Below are 17,769 nucleotides of genomic sequence, written 5' to 3' on the forward strand. Positions count from 1 at the left end.
TATTTCACTCTAAAAAGATGTTTTAGTCTTTCTAATGCTAGATTACCCCTAGTTCCAACTAAGTTTGTTTGGATATCATAAGGTCATCGAGTTTGGAGGCCAAGTATGATGGCCAAACGCAAGCAACGAGGGACAGCAGGGGATAAAACGATCTGCCTGCCCATCGCCGATAGCATTGATTATGACCAGTTGGTTGAGGACCGTGAGGCCTACCGAGAGTACCTGAACGAGCAAATAGCCAGCTATCCGGAGCTGTTCCCCAAGGGAATTGAGGAGGGATATCGGTTTCATGGGTGGGTGACCTCAGCTCGTCAGCACCTGAAAACACGTCGTATATATCTTCCCAAACAAAAAACAGCCTATCAACTGCGTCCCGATTTCGTCACGCCTTATATGAGTGAAACGTCTGAGCTAGCAGGCAAAGCAATGTATTTGAGAAAGCATGGCCTCTCTTATGATGGGATTGCTTACGTATTGGGCCGCTCGGAGATGCATTGGTATCGGTTGTGTCAATCTCTTGGCCGAGCATCCATTGTCGGAACAACGTTGAAAACAGAAGAGTCGCTCCCCCCCATCTAGTGGCCGATGAAAAGCATGGTAGCCATCAAGGAGAGCGTATCTATTGGGTGGTGACAGCGGCTAAGGGGTGTATTGTGGGCAGTGGTCTGAGCCCAACGGCTGGATACGAGGACTTGCAAGCGGCGTATGGGGACTTTGAGCAAGAGATGAGCGAGCATGCCCCTGACTATCGACCTGAGACAGTCACCACCGATGGATGGGACGCGACTCGTCGAGCCTGGGAAACCCTATTTCCTGGCATCACCTGGATTCTATGCTTTCTACATGAGGTGATTAAAGTGCGTGATTGGTGTCGCTCTAAGCCTGAGTTACGCACCTGCTTAACCGACAAGCTTTGGCATATCTATCACGCCACCAGCAAACGTCAATTTGCTCAGCGATTGCGTCGTTTTCTCGAATGGACACAATCGGTGGAGCTTCCCGACGCCATCCATGACCGGTTACAACGACTCAGAGAAAAATCTCTATTTTTCCAGAGAGCCTTCGACTTTCCTAATGCCTATCGCACCAGTAATCAGGTGGATCGCCCCATGAACTATCTCGACCGGGCACTCTATGCCATGCAAGATTTTCATGGGGCTTGGGAGGCTGCTGAGTTATCCGTTCGCTCCATGGCGATGCTGTGGAACTTTCATCCATTCTGTCGTAAAACTCAGCAGCAAAATGGAGGCTGTTTGTGTCCCTTTGAGAAACTCAATGGCTTCCGATATCATGACGACTGGATGCGTAATTTGTTAATTGCCTCTTCTCTCAATGGACGGAGACCGTTGATTACATCCCCTCACACAAACTGAGGTGGAATCAGGATTAATCCAGGCAGCGTTCAAAGCATTGAACAGGTATGCGACAGCTTGGGTTAACGCTCTAGTTATAAGTATTAAGCTCTGACAGCTTGGGTTACCTAAATCTAACCACACCGATTGTTAACCTCACATTAAACTGGTTAACCTTGCGTTAAACTAATCTTTACCAAAGCAGACAAACGCAGCGGCTATGTGATCTTGCTTCACTGTTTGCTGCCGTTTGTCAGTGCTGACAGATGTAGGAGCGCAAGCTTAACGTGAAACTTTCTGTATCCTCGATCACGTCCGACTTGTCTAAGGACAAATCCCATACTGGGTGGCTGTTAAAAATTCTCTTAACAATCAACACCCTGGTGGTCGTGCTGGCGGTATGGACCGGTATCAATGAAGGCAATGTACGCGCTTATTTTAATGAGGAGAGTTTTATTACCTCCCTATCAACCGCGTATCTGATAGCCATTGCCCTCCTATCCATGGGAGTGTATATCAGACGCTGTAGAAAAGATTGGAGCTGGCGTTCCCCTGCCTTCGTGTGGTTGATCATTGCTATGGGGTTTGTCTTTTTGGCCGCCGATGAGCATATGGAGATTCACGAACGGTTCGATATCTGGCTCCACGGTATTTTAGGTATCGAGGAAAATGCGATTACCGACCGCATTGATGATGTCATTGTCGGTCTATACGGTATGGCTGCCGCTGGCTTAGTCTATCGCTATCGTGCTGAGATGAAACGCTACAGAAATGTGCTGCCGCTGTTGCTGACTGGTTTTGCCTTTCTTTTCGCGATGGTCTTTTTAGATCTGTTAACCAATCGACCCGATATTCTAGCTTTCCTACTGGGTATGGATATGGGCCTGATTATGCAAACTGCGCTTGGGGTCCTTGAAGAATTTTGTAAACTGACCGCATGCACCGTATTTGTAGGTAGCCTGTATCAGGCGTTTAGAACTGCAAAATCCATAGCCCTTGATCCAGCCTAGGTGTCAGTCATACATAAAGACCTGTCTAATAACAATTCCCGCAAATTCAGCCATGGACTCCCAGCGTCACATGCTTTGACACCAAAGACTGCCATCATTCAAAACTCAAAACTGGCACCAGTGCTTATAGCTGACGCTCAAGGTTTAACATCCGCCGATAGGCCAGCCAGCCAGCCACCACCATCGCCAGGGCAAAAATGCTAAGGAAGGCAATGTGTTCGTTTGCCGGTTCTGCAGCCATGACCAGCGTGAGGGCTTCCGTCATGTGAAAAATTGGATTAAACCGTGCTAGCTGTAAAAGGGAGTCGGGAAAAATCGAGGTGGGCATAAAGGCTCCACCCATAATCAGTAACGGTACACCAAATGCAGCCACTAGGGCGTTGACATCTTCAGTGCGGCGAGCAAACTGGGTGCCAAGGATAAAGCCCACCCCCACATAGGCCAGAATGCTCAGCAGGATAATCAGCATCGCCAGGGGCCAGGAACCGGGAAAGGTGGCCCCCAGGGTAAGTGCGATCGCAAACACCAACAACGCCTGGCCTACACCAATGGCACTGTGGGCCAAAACAATTCCCAAGAAATAAGACACTCCCCGCAATGGCGATAAAAACAGCCGTTTGAGGGTATTTTGCTCGCGCTCAGCAACAACGGTCGCAACACTTCCCCCCAGGCAACTAAAAAACAGAGCAGCCCCCACTAGGGTAGGTGGAGCAACGACCTCCAACGCATCAGCCAAATCTAACTGAGCCCGTTCTGTCGTAATGACCCCATTTAGCAATAACAACAATGTGGGGAAAATAGCCCAGAAAATCAGGCTGCGTCGCCGTCGCACCAGCTCTAACAAAATTCGCTGCGCGACCGCCAGAATTTCCTGCCAATATCGGGTAATTTGAGCCATCAGATAGGCCATAAATGGTTCACCGCTGTAGTGCTTTATGGTTTAAGATTTGTACCGAAAATGATTTATATCAGGTTTGGGTAGGGTTTCGCTAGATCTGTAAGCTTAGCCAACAGTCTGTAGTTGATATTCCGAAACGCAGCAATGCCAACAGTAGTTTTATAGGTATTTATTTAAAGGCTGATTACCATGCTCACCTGTCAATAGACTAAATGCACTCATCAGACTAAATGCACTCATCGGCAATCCATAGGAGCTGATGTATCCGTAGCTGTTTAGGGACTCTATCACCAAAAATCGGCTAATCCAGTTTGTGATTCAGCTCTTTTAACAAATTTTCCCTCTAATACTAGTCTTCCATAACCAATTACCGAGTATTTCCCTTTTTAATGAATCCATTCCCTGAGACCTGGCAAACCCCTGATATTTCACGACGGAGTGCACTTAAATTATTAGGCGTTGGAGCCGTTGGCGGCACCCTAGGCTACACCCGTTTTGCCAAACCTCAACCGACGCTACATCAAGTTGACCGCCTCGATTTACCTCAAACGGTGGGGCGCGCCACAAAAGCTATTATTGTCGGTGGCGGCTTAGCGGGTTTAGCCACTGCCTATGAGCTGAGTAAGCGCGGCATGGCCGTCACCCTGCTAGAGCGTTCTCCCCAACTCGGGGGTAAAATTGCCAGCTGGCCGATCCAAGTTGGCGATCATGAACTCCGTATGGAACACGGGTTTCATGGCTTCTTTCCCCAGTATTACAATCTGTTTAGCCTGGTGGATGAGCTCAAGGCCCAGGACAACTTTCAGTCGCTCAACTTTTACGCCGTCCTCTATAAAAATGGCTACAAGCCTGAGGCGTTTTACCCCAGTAATGCCGCTTTTCCCTGGAACATTGTGGACCTGGCGGTTTCCTCAGAAAACCGGCTGAAATGGGGTATCAACCTCACCAAGCTCAAACATTTGGAAGTCTTTCGGGAGATTACTAGCTTTCGGATGCCCCAAACCTATGAGCGCCTGGACCATCTGTCGGTGGAGGAGTGGGGCCAGGGACAGTTTCCTAAAGGTTTATACGACCTCTATTTCCTACCGTTTGCTAAGTCTAGCCTGAATTCACCGGATGTGCTCAGCGCCGGGGAGCTGATGCAGTTTTTCCACTTCTACTTTTTTGGCAACCCCGAGGGTTTGGCCTTTAATGGCACCTGTGAGGACATGGGTCGTTGCCTGGTGGATCCATTGAGTCATGCCATTGAAACCAATGGTGGTCAAATCCTCACCGGGGTAACGGTTAGCCAGATTAATTGGGCCGATGGCAAAATCGCTAGCGTCGATTACCAAAAAGGAAACATCGCGGTGAATCCGGTACCCTTTTGGTGCGATCGCAACCCTCTCCTCAGCACCGATACCACCGAATATTTTGGCGCAGGCGACCGACTCTTTGTTGTCGACGCCAACAGCGATCAGGCCATATCGCTCACCTGTACCCACCAAGGCTGTAGTGTCCACAAAGAAGTTGCGGCCAACGGCGATGGCTTTGTGTGTCCCTGCCACGGTGCCACCTATGCTGGTGACGGTCAGGTAATGAGCGGTCCGGCCCAAGAGAATTTAGCCCAGTTTAAGGTACTCAAACGAGAGAACAATCGCATTCAACTGATGGCCGCTAACCCCGTCAAAAATGCGGAGGGTCTGGCCGACAGTTTGGAGGCCGACTACTTTATTTTTGCCGCCGATATTCCCGGCATCAAAAATCTCTTTGCCCTCTCCCAGGGAGAGCCCAATTCCACGGTGATGGCTCAGATTAGTCAGCTACAGGTGGCCGATCCCTTTGCCGTGGGGCGTTTCTGGCTAGACCGTGACTTTGAATGGGAGCACAGCTGGTTTACCTCTCTTTCTGGCTATGATCTGACCGATAGCATCACCCTTTACCATAAGGTACAAGGAGACTACACCCAATGGGCGGCAGAGACCGGCGGCAGCGTTGTAGAACTGCATGCCTATTGCTACAAAGAGAAAGAGTTTCCCACACAGCAAGCTTTATTAGACACCTTTAAGAGAGAACTTTGGGAGATTGTTCCAGACTTAGAAGGAGCCAACATTTTGCACCAGGAGCTGGTCAACCAAAAGAACTTTGCCGGGTTCCCACCGGGCAGCTATCCCAACCGTCCCAGCAGTGCCACGGCTGTTCCCAACCTCCTGTTTGCTGGCGACTGGGTTAAAATGCCATTTCCCTGCGGTTTAATGGAACGAGCCGTCAGCAGTGGCTTACTCGCCGCCAATGAAGTATTACATAGGGAAGGCAGTGCTCGCCGTCCGCTCATGTCAGTCAATCCCGAAGGTGTATTTAAGGTATAAATCAGGCTCCTATTACCCATGGACTCTCTCTCATCCCCCGCTTCCTTGATCTCTCCGGCTGTCTCTACGCCATCTCCCCCGCCCATCGACTCTATTCGCCGCGCCCCCATTAACCTCAACCATTGGTATGTGGTGGCCCAAAGCAGTGAACTCACTGATCAGCCCTTGGGAGTGGTGCTATGGCATCAGCCCATAGTGCTGTATCGAGATCGCAACCAGGTGATCCACGCGTTAGAAGACCGCTGCCCCCATCGGCAGGTACGTCTGAGCCACGGTCAGGTCCAGGGCAATCAGCTGGAGTGCGTTTACCATGGCTGGCAGTTTAATGGCGCAGGAGCCTGTGTGGAGGTGCCCTACTTAAGCGCTAAACAAAAGCTGCCCAGCTGTCGTCTACGCACCTACCCAGTCAAAGAACAGGATGGCTTTATCTGGCTATTTCCAGGGGACGCAGATCAGGCAGACACCTTAGCCCCCATGGGATTACCTGAATGGGATCACATTAATTACATTGCCTCCTATACCACCATCGACACCCCGTCCCATTTCTCATTTCTCATCGAGAATCTGATGGATATGTACCATGGACGACTGCATGATAATTTACAGGCCTGGGCAAATCCAGTACTGCGTGACATTGAAACCAGCCCAACTCGGGTAGACGCCCATTACGACGCCGAGAGTTATTACAAGATCGACAAGATTTATTCTGTCGGCCAGCTGTTTATCCCAGCCATGCGCAAGCTACGCCCTACCCATCTGGATGTTAGCTATGTCTATCCCCACTGGCAATCGGTTCTAGGTAACGATTTTAAGATTTACTGTCTCTTTTGCCCGGTGAGTGAAACCCAAACCAAGGCGTATCTGGTGCATTTTGTTTCCCTAGGAGCCTTTCATCGGTTACATAAACTACCCATGGGCTTTCGTCGCTTTGTTAAAAATAGTCTGTTTAATGCAGCCCGTGGCCTGCTGGCTGGTCTGGTGGTGCAGGATGTCCTCATGATGGAAGATGAGCAACGCGCCTTTGAGGCCATGCCCCATCGCAAAGGTCCAGAGTTTAACCAGACGATTGTTAAGGTACAACAGCTGATTGATTATCAGGCCCAACAATCGTAGGAACCAAGCTCGAATAAGGTGTCCATGTCCTGAAGGACGAATGTCGGTGCGCCCCTACATAGGATTCTGTTTAAGACTGCTACATGGTTTCCTGTTGCTGTTGCTGCTGAGATTTTAGTTTTGACTGGACATGCCGGACAAACTGTCTGATGCCGATAGCCATAAATCGGCCTGCTGTTTCTAGCATATCCAAATCTTCTTCATCCCACATATTAGGTGTCGGATGTCCCAGGGCAACTACACCACTTTGTTTATGGTGATGAATTGGAGCCGCAATTAAACACTTGGCCGTGGGTAGCTGTGAGTCAAACCGTTGGCTGTGGCTAATATCTTGATAACGAACGGGACGGCTTTCTCGAATGGACTTGCCACAGATGCCATCGGTAAGATGTACTCCCCAGCCTTTACCCATGGCCTCTCCAGCTGCAACAACAACTTTATAGCTATCGTTATCCACCTGGAATGCGATCGCAACCCCCGTCGCTCCAAAAACCTCCAGCAACACCTTGGCCGATTCTTCTAGAAACGGCATCAACCGTTGCGCAGAGATCGCCGAAAGAGCCTGCAACGTTTGCAACCGCGACCACCGTCGTTGGCTAAGCTCATTAATGCCCTCTATCTGATTTACCATACTGCTGTTCATTTCAGAAATATGGAAATTTTGCCGGGCATAGTCTCGATCACGGATCGGCTGGTACGGTTGCTCCATCATCTGGGAAGTCAGCAAAGCCACACGCTCCACCACCTCCACATCGTAGGACCAGACCGCATCAAAGCGCCGGCTCTTGGTCACCGGATCTTGCCCATCCACCTCACGAGCCACCAGGGTGGCCCAAAAAGTAGGCGTATTTACCAATAAAAACCATTCCTGAGCTAACGATGAAGCTGGGGCCAATTCAAGAAATTCTAGACCTGAAATTGCAGGGGGCTCACAGTCTGGAATGCCAAAAACATAAACTCGACGACAAACGGCCCCTAAGCGGCTATAGCGACGTAATTGCTCGGGAAAATGAGAAAACCGCTGAAACCCTGCAAAAAAATCAGCCGTAATCTGATGGTTAATTACCTGATCTTCAATCTGATGACTAATCAGATTCATAACCGGAATGCTATTTACTCGTCGCAGCGATTCATACTGATTTTCGATGGAGAGAAATAAAGAAATGCCCATGTGTAATACGCCCTAACTGGCATTCCATAACAGAACAACAACGTTGCTATTCCCATGGAAGCCAGATCCCGAAATAACGCTAAATTAAGCAACCACATCAATAAGCATTGATGAGAGTCAATGCTTATTGATGTGGTTGCTTTTACTAATTAAACTATAGAAATCAAGCGATGTTGGAGCGTGCACATTATCTCGTTACGTATCGAAATAGAATGTCCGGCATTCCGGCAGATCTCTCAATATAGACGCCTATTTTCACCATTAATTTACCCCTTCTGCTCCATGCTTGCTGTCCCATGGGGAAACTGCCCCAGCCAACAACCCAGTATTCTTAACACCAGACAGAATGCCAGAAGGTTGGGTTTAATACCATCATGATATCTTGACAAGGCATCAGATTTTACAAACGACCTGGTGTGTGCATATCTGTATTCAGTGCAGCTGCTAAATGAAAGAGGAGTCGATATCAGTGACCTATTGTTTAGGCATATCCGTCAAAGAAGGATTAGTATTAGCAGCTGATTCTCGCACCAATGCTGGTGTGGATTATATTTCGTCTTACCAAAAGTTGTTTGACTTCTCGATTCCGCGAGAGCGGGTGATTGTGGCCTGTGTGTCTGGCAATTTGTCGGTTACCCAGGCGGTGATTCATCAGTTGGGTCAGGATATTAAAAACGGGGCCAAGGACTCGCTACATACTATCCCCACCATGTATGAGGTGGCCCGCTACATTGGGTATGAAATTCGTAAAATTCAAGATGAGGATCGCACCTGGCTAGATCAGGATGGCATCAAGTTTCAGTGTAATTTTTTGGTGGGCGGGCAGTTGCCAGGGGAAGCACCGGAGATCTATCTGGTCTATAGCCAGGGTAACTGTATTAAAACCACACCGGAAACGCCGTTTTTGCAGATTGGGGAGACAAAATATGGTAAGCCGATTTTGGATCGAGCGTTAACCCATGGGTCGTCGTTGGATGCGATCGCAAAATGCGCCCTTCTTTCCATTGATTCCACCATGCGCTCCAATATTTCCGTCGGTCCGCCCATCAACATGGTTCTGTACGAAGCCGACAGCTTTGAAATACGTCATCGGGTCCAGCTCCAGTCCAGCGACCCCTATTTAGCGAAGATTCGCAAATATTGGGAAGGCACCCTGCGGGAAGCCACCAATAATATGCCCACCCCCGAATGGAATCGCGTTTCCATCGATGCCGAGCCCGACTTTTCCATTGAATAACCTAAAAACTAAGCCCGGCCATAACGCGATCAATGGAGATTGTAACAACAATAGATAACTACAGTGATACATTGTCGAGTAGTTGTACTATAATTTCAACATACGCAATTACTACATTGTTCACCGTTTCCCTGTTTATCTCCTCAGCTCTGACCAGGGGGGATAAAGAACCGTTTTTACACGCACTTTTTTGCACGCACTTTAAAGAGAAAAATGCTTAATAACGTTGGTCTTGCAGATCGGCTAACTTCGATTAGTTTTTGCAGGCGTCTTGCTGTAATTAGGGATAGGTGTTTACCAAAACACTATTAGACAAGGAATGATATTTTGGGGATACTAGTATCCCCAAAATATCCCCATGGATGCTCCTTTGTTACCCTGACGACAACTCCTCAATTTCCTCACTGGAGCTGTTGTTGTCAGCACATTATTTCCTGGAACCTTATCCGTTAGTTAATTAAAACGGGTACAGGTGGAACTAGCATGTGAATACATCAAACTCTCCAATTTGAGAGAACACGAGCCGCGTACAGGGTAAACGCCTGGGTGGGCTATTTTTTGCAAGTTCCCTAAAACAACTGAACAGGTAATAGAGTATCGCAATGTAAATAACCGATTCCATTCGGTTATGGAAAATGGCGGGGACACGTCAACAACTACGATTTTTTATACCTCATAATTAGGAAGTTATCTCATGGTGGATCATAGCTATGATCAGTCTTCTCTATTGGAGACTAGTCATCTAGACGGCAGTCACCTCAACTTGGCAACAGCTGAATCCCCATTGGGTCCGGTGTTGCCAAGATCTTCCCAGTCAGCAGGCGCGATTGCAGTAGACGCACCGCCACCCATTGATCTTGCACCAGCACCCTTGCTTGGTGAGGAGAGCGCTGTTCTGTCTGAAGTCTCTTTAGACGCTGAAACTCACACAGCCCATGGCAGTACAGTGCAGCAAGACAGTCTGACGGGATTGAGAGAAGACAGCGATCCACTCGTGAGTGCATTTATCGGCATCGGTTGCATCTTTCGAGTGCCAGATTTAACAATCGCCCCCGAAGCAGAGCTGCGTAGTAATCCGGATGGGACAGTCACGGTGAGCTGGGCCGTAACCAACAACCGCACGAGAACTCAATGTGCCGATGTGGCGGCCAACAGTTTTTTCAATCGGTTTTGGCTCTCTTCTGATCCAACTTTAGATGTTACAACAGACACTGCAATCCCCGTGGTTGGCGGTCCGAATATTGACGACACTTACTACACCAATCAGCAGGCAATTGCCGCAGGCGCAACCTCTGCTTTCCGTGAAGAAACATTGGTGCTGAGTGGCGATCAACAGTATTTAATACTGTCTGTCAATCAGCCGCAAAATATTGGGGAATCAGACTATAACAACAATATTTTTGTGTTTGATTTACAGGGGTTGGAGCAACCCATAGGGGCTACACCGCTGGGTGATACCAGCTTTAACCAAAGCAATAACTGTGCTGCTGAATTTGATGTCGACGTCAATTCCAGAGTTGAGATGCACTCTGGGGCATTGACAGAGACCCACACCCTGACGGCCTATCAATCCCAGGGCCGAGCCCGAGCCCTTACCCTGCACTATGACTCTACCGCCGCTGACGTTCGCCCCATTGTGCATTTTGCCTATGAGAACGTGCAAGATGCGCCGGGGACACAGTTGATGATTGCAAAAATGAGTATCCAGGCCGGAGATACAACCATCGCTCTGCCAGGGTACACGGGCGATCAGTTTGGCTTAACCGGTGGAGAGAACTTTTGGAGTGTGCCAGATCAAGACAATGCGGTGGTGCAGGGAGCGCTCCAGGCCGATTTGCGAAATCAGGCTTCGGGGGTCTACACATACCAGGTTGATCGAGACATTCAAACCTTTGACCCGGCGGGCACCTTTGACCCTCTGCGGCACACCACCACAGGCACCTTTACGGTGGTGAACCGAGCGGGCAGTCCTTTTGGCAACGGCTGGAGCCTGGGGGATTGGCAGGAAATTGTGGTCAATGCCGACAATTCAGTGCTGCTAATTGATGGAGACGGTACCCACCAGATTTTTCAGGCCCCGACTGAGGTCGGGGGCGTCTACGGGTCTCCTGCGGGCGACTATTCACGGCTGGAGCGGCTTGCTGATGGTACGTTTCGTCGCACCCTAAAAGATCAAACGGTGACAACCTTTAACGCGCGCAATCAGCTGGCTACCGTGCAAGATCGCAATGGCAACACCCTCACCTACCTCTATGACACCGAGGGTAAGCTCATCACCATGCGCGATGCCGTCGGGCTAGAAACAACATTTACCTATACCGAGGGTCGGGTCACGACCATTACCGACCCCGCCGGTCGACAAACCCAGCTAGCCTACGACCCCGCTGGCAACCTGCAAAGCATCACCGACCCCGATGCCGCCGTTCGTACCTGGGAGTATGACAACAACTTCCGCATGACCGCAGAGGTCGATCAGCGGGGCCATCGAGAAACAACCGAGTACGATGGCTTTGGTCGTGTTGACCGCTCGATACGCCGGGACGGCAGCGTCATCGACATTGACCCAATTCAGGTGAAGGGGCTGTATCTACCCAGTCAAACGATCGATCCCACCACCGCGCCGCTGGCATTTACCCCCACGGCCACAGAAATTATTACGCCCACCGCTACCCAGACGGATGGTCGGGGAAATGTGGAGGTCTTTACCCTAAACAAGGCCGGTAATCTGCTGAATCAAACCGACGCGGTGGGTAACGTGCTCACCCTTGAGCGCGACTGTAGCTGTGGCCGGGTATCTGCCATGGTGGATGGCACGGGCGATCGCACCACCATTACCTACGATGACCAGGGTAACCCTAACCAGATTGTCGATAGTCTTTCTGGGGCCGCTGGCCGCCAGCAGGTCTTTGATTCCCAGTTTAATCAGCTGATTCAAGCCACCGATGAACTGGGCCGCCAGACCCTGCATGAACTGGATGCCACGGGCAATATTATCGAGATTCGTCAGGTGGTGGGCGAAGTGGGTGGCACGGACGACCGGGTCACCAGTCTGACCTACCTGGGTGACGGGCTGGTGGATACGGTGACGGACGCCCTGGGGCGGATTACCAATTTTGACTATGACGCGCGCGGTCTGGTCACCACAATTACCACGGCCCAGGGCACCGCAGACGAGGCGGTTGAGCGCTATGAGTATGACAGTGCTGGCAACCAGAGCGCCTTTATCGATGCGCGGGGCAATCGCACCACCTTTGAGTACGACGGACGCAATCGCCTGATTGAAATGGTGGAGGCTGACCCCGATGGCGATGGACCGTTGACCACCACGAGCACCCAGTACTTCTATGATGCCGCTGGCAACCGGGTGCGGCGAGTGGATGGGCGGGGCCATGAAACGCTCTATGCCTATGACACGATGAATCGCCTGGAGCGCATCACGGAGGCCGACCCCGATGGGGCCGGGCCGCTGACATCACCGATTACCAACTTTGGCTACGATGCCGACGGCAATCTGACAACGCTCACCGACGCACGGGGCAATGTCACCACCTATGCCTACGATGCCCGCAATCGCCAGACACAGGTGACCGAGGCCGACCCCGACGGCACCGGGCCGCTGGCCGCACCCGTGACGCAGTACACCTATGACCTGGACAATAACCTAACCGCGCTGACCAACGCGCGGGGTGTGACGACCCAGTTTGAGTACGATGCCCGCGATCGCCTGATTCGCACCACCTCCGCCGACCCCGACGGGGCTGGAGCACTGCCCGTCCTGGTGACCGACTACCAATACAATGCGGTCGATTTGCTAACCCAGCTGACCCGCCCTGGCAATCGGACAACGGCCTACCAGTATGACGAACTAAACCGCCTGGTGGAGGTGACGGAGCCAGATCCCGATGGGGCCGGGGCGCTGACGGCACCGGTGACTCAGTTTGGCTACGACCTACTGGGCAACCAGACCCAGATCACCGATGCCCTGGGGCGGGTGACCAATTTTGGGTACGACGCTCGCAACCGGCTGACCCAGATCACCGATCCTGACCCCGATGGGGCTGGGCCGTTGGCTGCTCCGGTTACTGGCTACACCTACGATGCGGCCAATAATCAAACGGCGTTCATCGATCCCCTGGGGCGCACTACCACGTTTCAGTACGACGGGCGTAATCGCCTGATTCAAACCACAAATCCTGACCCCGATGGCGCGGGGGCACAAATTGCGCCGCTGACCCGCTACAGCTATGACGCGGTGAGCAACTTGACCGCCACCAGCGATGCCCTGGGCCAAACAACGCAGTATCAGTACGATGCGCTCAATCGCCAGATTGCCATCATTGACCCATTGGGGCAGGCCACCCAGTATGGCTACGATGCGGTGGATAATCTGGTGTCGGTGACAGACCCGCTGACCAACCAGACGACCTATGCCTACGACGGGCTGAACCGGCTGATCCAGGATACTAACGCTCTCGGCTTTAGCCGCAGCTATGGCTATGACGCGATGGATAACCTGACTCAGATGAGCGATCGCAACGGGCAAACGCGACAGTTTACCTACGACAATCTTGACCGTCGCACCAGTGAGCAATGGCTGAGTGCGACAGATGCCGTGCAGCGCACCTTGGGCTATGGCTTTGACGAGCTAGGGCGGCTGACCCAGGTACAAGATACCGATGCGCTTACCGACACGGTGTTGAGCCTTAACACCTATAGCTTTGACGCCCTCGACCGCCTGACCTCAGAAAGCATCACCACGGCACCGTCGGTGCCCCAGGTGGTATTTGGCTACGCCTATGATGCGGTCGATAACCTGACCCAGACCACCGATACAATTGCCGGTACCCTCAGCGGTACAACGGATTATACCTACGATGCCCTGGACCGCATGACCCAGGTGCAGCAGGGGGGCACAGCGGTGCAGTCTAAGCGGGTCGAGATGGGCTACAACGTCGCCAGTGAGCTAACTTCCCTGGCGCGGTTTGCAGGAGCCGATGGCAATACCCCCGTTGCCAGCACTAACTACAGCTATGACGGCAGCGGACGGCTGAGCCAGCTCACCCATGCCACAGATGCTGCCACCATTGCTGACTATCAGCTCAGCTATGATGCCGCCAATCGCCTGACCACCCTGATCTCGCCAGACGGGACGGCCACCTACACCTATGATGACCGGGACCAGTTAACCGGGGCAGACTATACGGCCCAGGACAATGAAGCTTACAGCTACGATGCCAACGGCAACCGCACCAATGCGGGGTATCAGACGGGAACCAATAATCAGCTCACCACCGATGGGGTGTTTAATTACGAGTATGACAATGAGGGCAATCGCATTCGGCGGACTCGCATTAGTGATGGCACGGTGACCACCTATGAGTGGGATCATCGTCAGCGGCTAGTGGCGGTAAGCGAGGGTGATGGTGCTACGGTGACTCAGCGCGTCACCTATACCTACGATGCCTTTGACCGTCGCCTCAGCCAGAGCGTTGACTCGGATGGCGATGGCCCCGCTGCTGCGACCACAGAGCACTTTATCTATGATGGCGACCACATTGCCCTGGTCTTTGATGAGACGGGCAATCAAACCCATCGTTATTTGCATGGGCCAAATGTGGACCAGATCTTAGCAGAGGAGACGGCGGATGGAGCGGTTCATTGGGCGTTAACGGATCATCAGGGCAGTGTCCGCGATGTGATCGACAACAGTGGCAACATCCTCAATCGCATTGTCTATGACAGTTTTGGGCAGGTGACGAGTGAGACGAATCCTGATTTCGACTTCCGCTTTGGCTACACCGGCAGAGAGCGGGATGAAGCAACGGGGTTGATGTACTATCGGGCGCGCTACTACGACCCGGCGGTGGGACGGTTCCTCTCGGAAGACCCGCTGGGCTTTAACGCAGGCGATGCCAACCTTTATCGTTATGTCTTCAATAGTCCCACCAACTACACCGACCCCAGCGGGGAAGCCGCCTTTGCTCCTCTAATATTCGTAGGCGGCGTCAAAGCCATTAAAGCCGCAGGCGCTGTACTCGCGCTAGGGGCAGTCTATCTCAATAACCAACTGCAATCAGAAGAGACCCGCGAGGCCCTTGAAGACTTTGCTCAGAGGTGTCTAGAAACCGTCACCGGCGGCTACAATCCTGACTTCGACCCCAACCGACCCATTTGGGACAATCTGCCTCTGCCGCAAGTCGATTGGGGTGAAATCTTGCAGACGCCACCCGTCAATCTCGAAGATCTTTACCCTGGGGGCTTTGGTGAAGAGTCGCAGTCGGAGGTTGATGACTTTGATGCTGATCCAAGATCTCCTAATCCAGAGCTTGAAAAACCGTTTTTTGATGCTAATGGTGAAAATGAAACAGTAACCAACTCGGCTGGCCAACCAGTTATCAGAACGTTCGTTCCAGATCAGGATAAATTACTAGAAGCCGCCGAAAATGCTGCTGGTGGATCCTTAGATAACTATATTAATTACAAGCCAAATTGGTGGGAGAGTCCTGATGGTAAACGAAGAATTGAGTGGAACCCCGATGGGCATGCCAATACTAATGAAGGTCCTCATGTAACCGTACGTGACTTTAATGGAAGACGACACAGTGTAACTGAAAAGATATTTATCGAAGGGCAGGAAACTTTCTAATGATCGACTTTAAATCGGTAGTCATTTCGTGGAAAAGCTTTAAATCCAGCTTTAAATTCTGTTTTGGATTTGAATATTTAACACTTGAAGAAACTCTGAATCAACTATCAAGCAGGGGGAATAGTATTAGTTGGAAGCAGTTAAAGAACTGGGAGGAGCTTGAGGATATTGATATATTCAAAGAGCTTCCAGAACACGAAAAAATTAGTGGTGATATATATGTTGTCACTGAAGCATCTTACAAGAAAGAACTTGGACCATTCAAAGTGCATGCAGCTGATCTTGAGTGTTTTATAACCGAACACCTTAATGCTTACAGTGAGTGTTTTTTTAATGGTGATGTGTTAATTACAAGTACCAAAGATAGTTGTATGTGGATATTTCACCATGGAGGAGTAATGACCTTCATAAATGAAATTCAATGTTAGCGAAGCATCAGCAAGCAGGCAGGGTGCGTGGCTAACGAACCCTTTCCAAGGGGACTCCATCACCATGTCCATCAACAACAAGTAAGTTGGGTTGAGTGTGCTCAACTCAACAACCCAAACAGTATATCTGTGGTTGGTGCTAACATTAGAGCACGAGCCATACAATCTAGAGGCAGAAAGCTGACTCCCAGATCAGATTATCGCCTTCCATATCATGGGCTGGACATACCTGAAAGCTTTCCTCGTTCTCCTGAGTCTGTTTTCTATCCAACCAGTGCCAACATTACTCCAAGATACTCTCCTGCATTGTTGCCAGTTGCTCCAGTTGTAGGCAGTTTAGTCTCCAACGGACGTCCAGCGCTGAATCTTCCACTGTTCAACGAAGACTGATCAAACGCACGATATTAAACTACGCTCGTCTCAATCAGCTAAGCAACTATACCTATGGTAAATTTATACATAATTGTGGTGTACGTGTTGCTCGCGGGGTTGGGCGGATTTGGAGCTGGAGCAATATCTCTCCTACTCTTTGGCTATACAACCCCTGAGCAACGTTGGTATGTCCTTTGTGTGTCATCAGGGGCATTCGCTGTAGCTGGTTTTTTAAAGGCTTTGGTAGAAATCCAGTTCTTTCCCTCTCTACTGAGAATTTTACTATCTCTTTTCAGGAGAAAGTAGCAGAGTTCAAGCAGTAATGGATATCGTTGGCGGAGTTGAAACGAGTCATCCATAGCAGAATTGAGCTACGGACTATACAGCCCAAAGCACTGAAGCCGACAGCTACGATGCCAATGGCAACCGCACCAATGCGGGCTATCAGACGGGGACCAATAATCAGCTCACCACCGATGGGGTGTTTAATTACGAGTATGACAATGAGGGCGATCGCATTCGGCGGACTCGCATTAGTGATGGCACGGTGACCACCTATGAGTGGGATCATCGTCAGCGGCTAGTGGCGGTGAGCGAGGGCGCTGAAGGTGCAATAGACTATCCTCACCAAGAGGTGAATAGCAGTTTTTGGAATGGAGGACCATTTACAATCGTTGAAACTGGAATTCAAACAGAATTTCTGGCAGGCCCTGGAATATTTGTAGACAATGGTGTGGATGGAGGCATTCCAACCTATGTCATTCCTAACTATTTATTGCCACGCCTTGATCAGCCCATTATTCATGATGAGTTACGTATTCCATAAGGTAGGAGAAGAAACGTGTGTTTCCACATCATAATCCTTAATAAGGATCAAGAAACTTATAGGATATGGACAGATGCCTTTAGTCGACTCTCAAAAATTTCTGTCGTCAATTCAAAATCCTTAATAAGGATCAAGAAACTTATAGGATATGGACAGATGCCTTTAGTCGACTCTCAAAAATTTCTGTCGTCAATTCAAATTCGAAATTTAGCCAATACTTCCCGACTTTGGATGCAGTTTTAATGTTAGGAATTTCTGCACATGAAAGATACGGAGGTGATCCGAGGCCGAATGAGTCGCAAATTCTAGATACTCAACGCCTGGATGGTATGTCACCTTGGGTCGTTACTGTCCCATCAACTTTTACA

General features: G+C 50.5%; 11 protein-coding genes. 9 read left to right on the forward strand and 2 right to left on the reverse strand.

What is annotated here, in order from left to right; all coding sequences use genetic code 11:
* The first annotated feature begins 105 nt into the window (after nucleotides 1-105).
* From DXZ20_RS10070 to DXZ20_RS10080, 3 genes are all read left to right on the forward strand, one after another.
* Nucleotides 106-579 carry a hypothetical protein gene (locus DXZ20_RS10070; protein ID WP_163695745.1) on the forward strand — a complete coding sequence of 158 codons (474 nt, stop codon included), beginning with the start codon at nucleotides 106-108 and terminating at the stop codon, nucleotides 577-579.
* Complete coding sequence (locus DXZ20_RS10075) at nucleotides 579-1,373, forward strand: hypothetical protein (protein WP_163695747.1); 795 nt, start codon at nucleotides 579-581, stop codon at nucleotides 1,371-1,373. The genes DXZ20_RS10070 and DXZ20_RS10075 overlap by 1 nt, the downstream gene beginning before the upstream one ends.
* Before the next feature lie 266 nt (nucleotides 1,374-1,639).
* The gene (locus tag DXZ20_RS10080) at nucleotides 1,640-2,362 is read left to right on the forward strand and encodes a DUF8692 domain-containing protein (RefSeq protein ID WP_163697941.1); all 723 of its coding nucleotides are present in this window, start codon (nucleotides 1,640-1,642) and stop codon (nucleotides 2,360-2,362) included.
* A 124-nt stretch (nucleotides 2,363-2,486) separates the two neighbouring features.
* Here DXZ20_RS10080 and DXZ20_RS10085 read toward each other — a convergent pair whose 3' ends face one another.
* On the reverse strand, nucleotides 2,487-3,272 hold the full coding sequence (locus tag DXZ20_RS10085) for an ABC transporter permease (protein ID WP_163666224.1): 786 nt from the start codon (nucleotides 3,270-3,272) through the stop codon (nucleotides 2,487-2,489).
* A gap of 377 nt (nucleotides 3,273-3,649) precedes the next feature.
* On the opposite strand from DXZ20_RS10085, the gene DXZ20_RS10090 reads away from it, so the two are divergent.
* Nucleotides 3,650-5,608 (forward strand): FAD-dependent oxidoreductase, encoded by a 1,959-nt coding sequence (locus DXZ20_RS10090; protein WP_163666222.1) that lies wholly within the window; start codon nucleotides 3,650-3,652, stop codon nucleotides 5,606-5,608.
* Between the two features lie 18 nt (nucleotides 5,609-5,626).
* A complete protein-coding gene (locus tag DXZ20_RS10095; RefSeq protein ID WP_250565704.1) occupies nucleotides 5,627-6,721 on the forward strand; it encodes an aromatic ring-hydroxylating dioxygenase subunit alpha in 1,095 nt (364 codons plus the stop codon).
* 79 nt (nucleotides 6,722-6,800) lie between these two features.
* Here the strand turns inward: DXZ20_RS10095 and DXZ20_RS10100 are convergent, their stop codons facing one another.
* Nucleotides 6,801-7,892, reverse strand: a complete 1,092-nt coding sequence (locus tag DXZ20_RS10100; RefSeq protein ID WP_163666219.1) for a DICT sensory domain-containing protein — start codon at nucleotides 7,890-7,892, stop codon at nucleotides 6,801-6,803.
* Between the two features lie 469 nt (nucleotides 7,893-8,361).
* Between DXZ20_RS10100 and DXZ20_RS10105 the strand changes: the two genes are divergently transcribed.
* The 4 genes from DXZ20_RS10105 to DXZ20_RS10120 all read left to right on the forward strand — a co-directional run bounded on the left by DXZ20_RS10105 (nucleotide 8,362) and on the right by DXZ20_RS10120 (nucleotide 17,401).
* A complete protein-coding gene (locus DXZ20_RS10105) occupies nucleotides 8,362-9,129 on the forward strand; it encodes a proteasome-type protease (protein ID WP_163671718.1) in 768 nt (255 codons plus the stop codon).
* 694 nt (nucleotides 9,130-9,823) lie between these two features.
* Entirely contained in the window at nucleotides 9,824-15,775 is a 5,952-nt protein-coding gene (locus DXZ20_RS10110; RefSeq protein WP_163697942.1) for an RHS repeat protein, read from the forward strand.
* Complete coding sequence (locus tag DXZ20_RS10115) at nucleotides 15,775-16,203, forward strand: hypothetical protein (protein ID WP_163697944.1); 429 nt, start codon at nucleotides 15,775-15,777, stop codon at nucleotides 16,201-16,203. Before DXZ20_RS10110 ends, DXZ20_RS10115 begins: the two co-directional genes overlap by 1 nt.
* Before the next feature lie 853 nt (nucleotides 16,204-17,056).
* A complete protein-coding gene (locus DXZ20_RS10120) occupies nucleotides 17,057-17,401 on the forward strand; it encodes a hypothetical protein (protein WP_163697946.1) in 345 nt (114 codons plus the stop codon).
* Nucleotides 17,402-17,769: the final 368 nt, after the last annotated feature.

The sequence above is a fragment of the Adonisia turfae CCMR0081 genome, assembly GCF_011009555.1.
GTDB lineage: Bacteria > Cyanobacteriota > Cyanobacteriia > Phormidesmidales > Phormidesmidaceae > Leptothoe > Leptothoe turfae.

Excerpts from the sequence above, each read along its gene's own strand:
- DXZ20_RS10070 (WP_163695745.1), top strand. The coding sequence starts at position 106 with ATGATGGCCAAACGCAAGCAACGAGGGACAGCAGGGGATAAAACGATC.
- DXZ20_RS10085 (WP_163666224.1), bottom strand. The coding sequence starts at position 3,272 with ATGGCCTATCTGATGGCTCAAATTACCCGATATTGGCAGGAAATTCTG.
- DXZ20_RS10090 (WP_163666222.1), top strand. The coding sequence starts at position 3,650 with ATGAATCCATTCCCTGAGACCTGGCAAACCCCTGATATTTCACGACGG.
- DXZ20_RS10095 (WP_250565704.1), top strand. The coding sequence starts at position 5,627 with ATGGACTCTCTCTCATCCCCCGCTTCCTTGATCTCTCCGGCTGTCTCT.
- DXZ20_RS10100 (WP_163666219.1), bottom strand. The coding sequence starts at position 7,892 with ATGGGCATTTCTTTATTTCTCTCCATCGAAAATCAGTATGAATCGCTG.
- DXZ20_RS10110 (WP_163697942.1), top strand. The coding sequence starts at position 9,824 with ATGGTGGATCATAGCTATGATCAGTCTTCTCTATTGGAGACTAGTCAT.
- DXZ20_RS10115 (WP_163697944.1), top strand. The coding sequence starts at position 15,775 with ATGATCGACTTTAAATCGGTAGTCATTTCGTGGAAAAGCTTTAAATCC.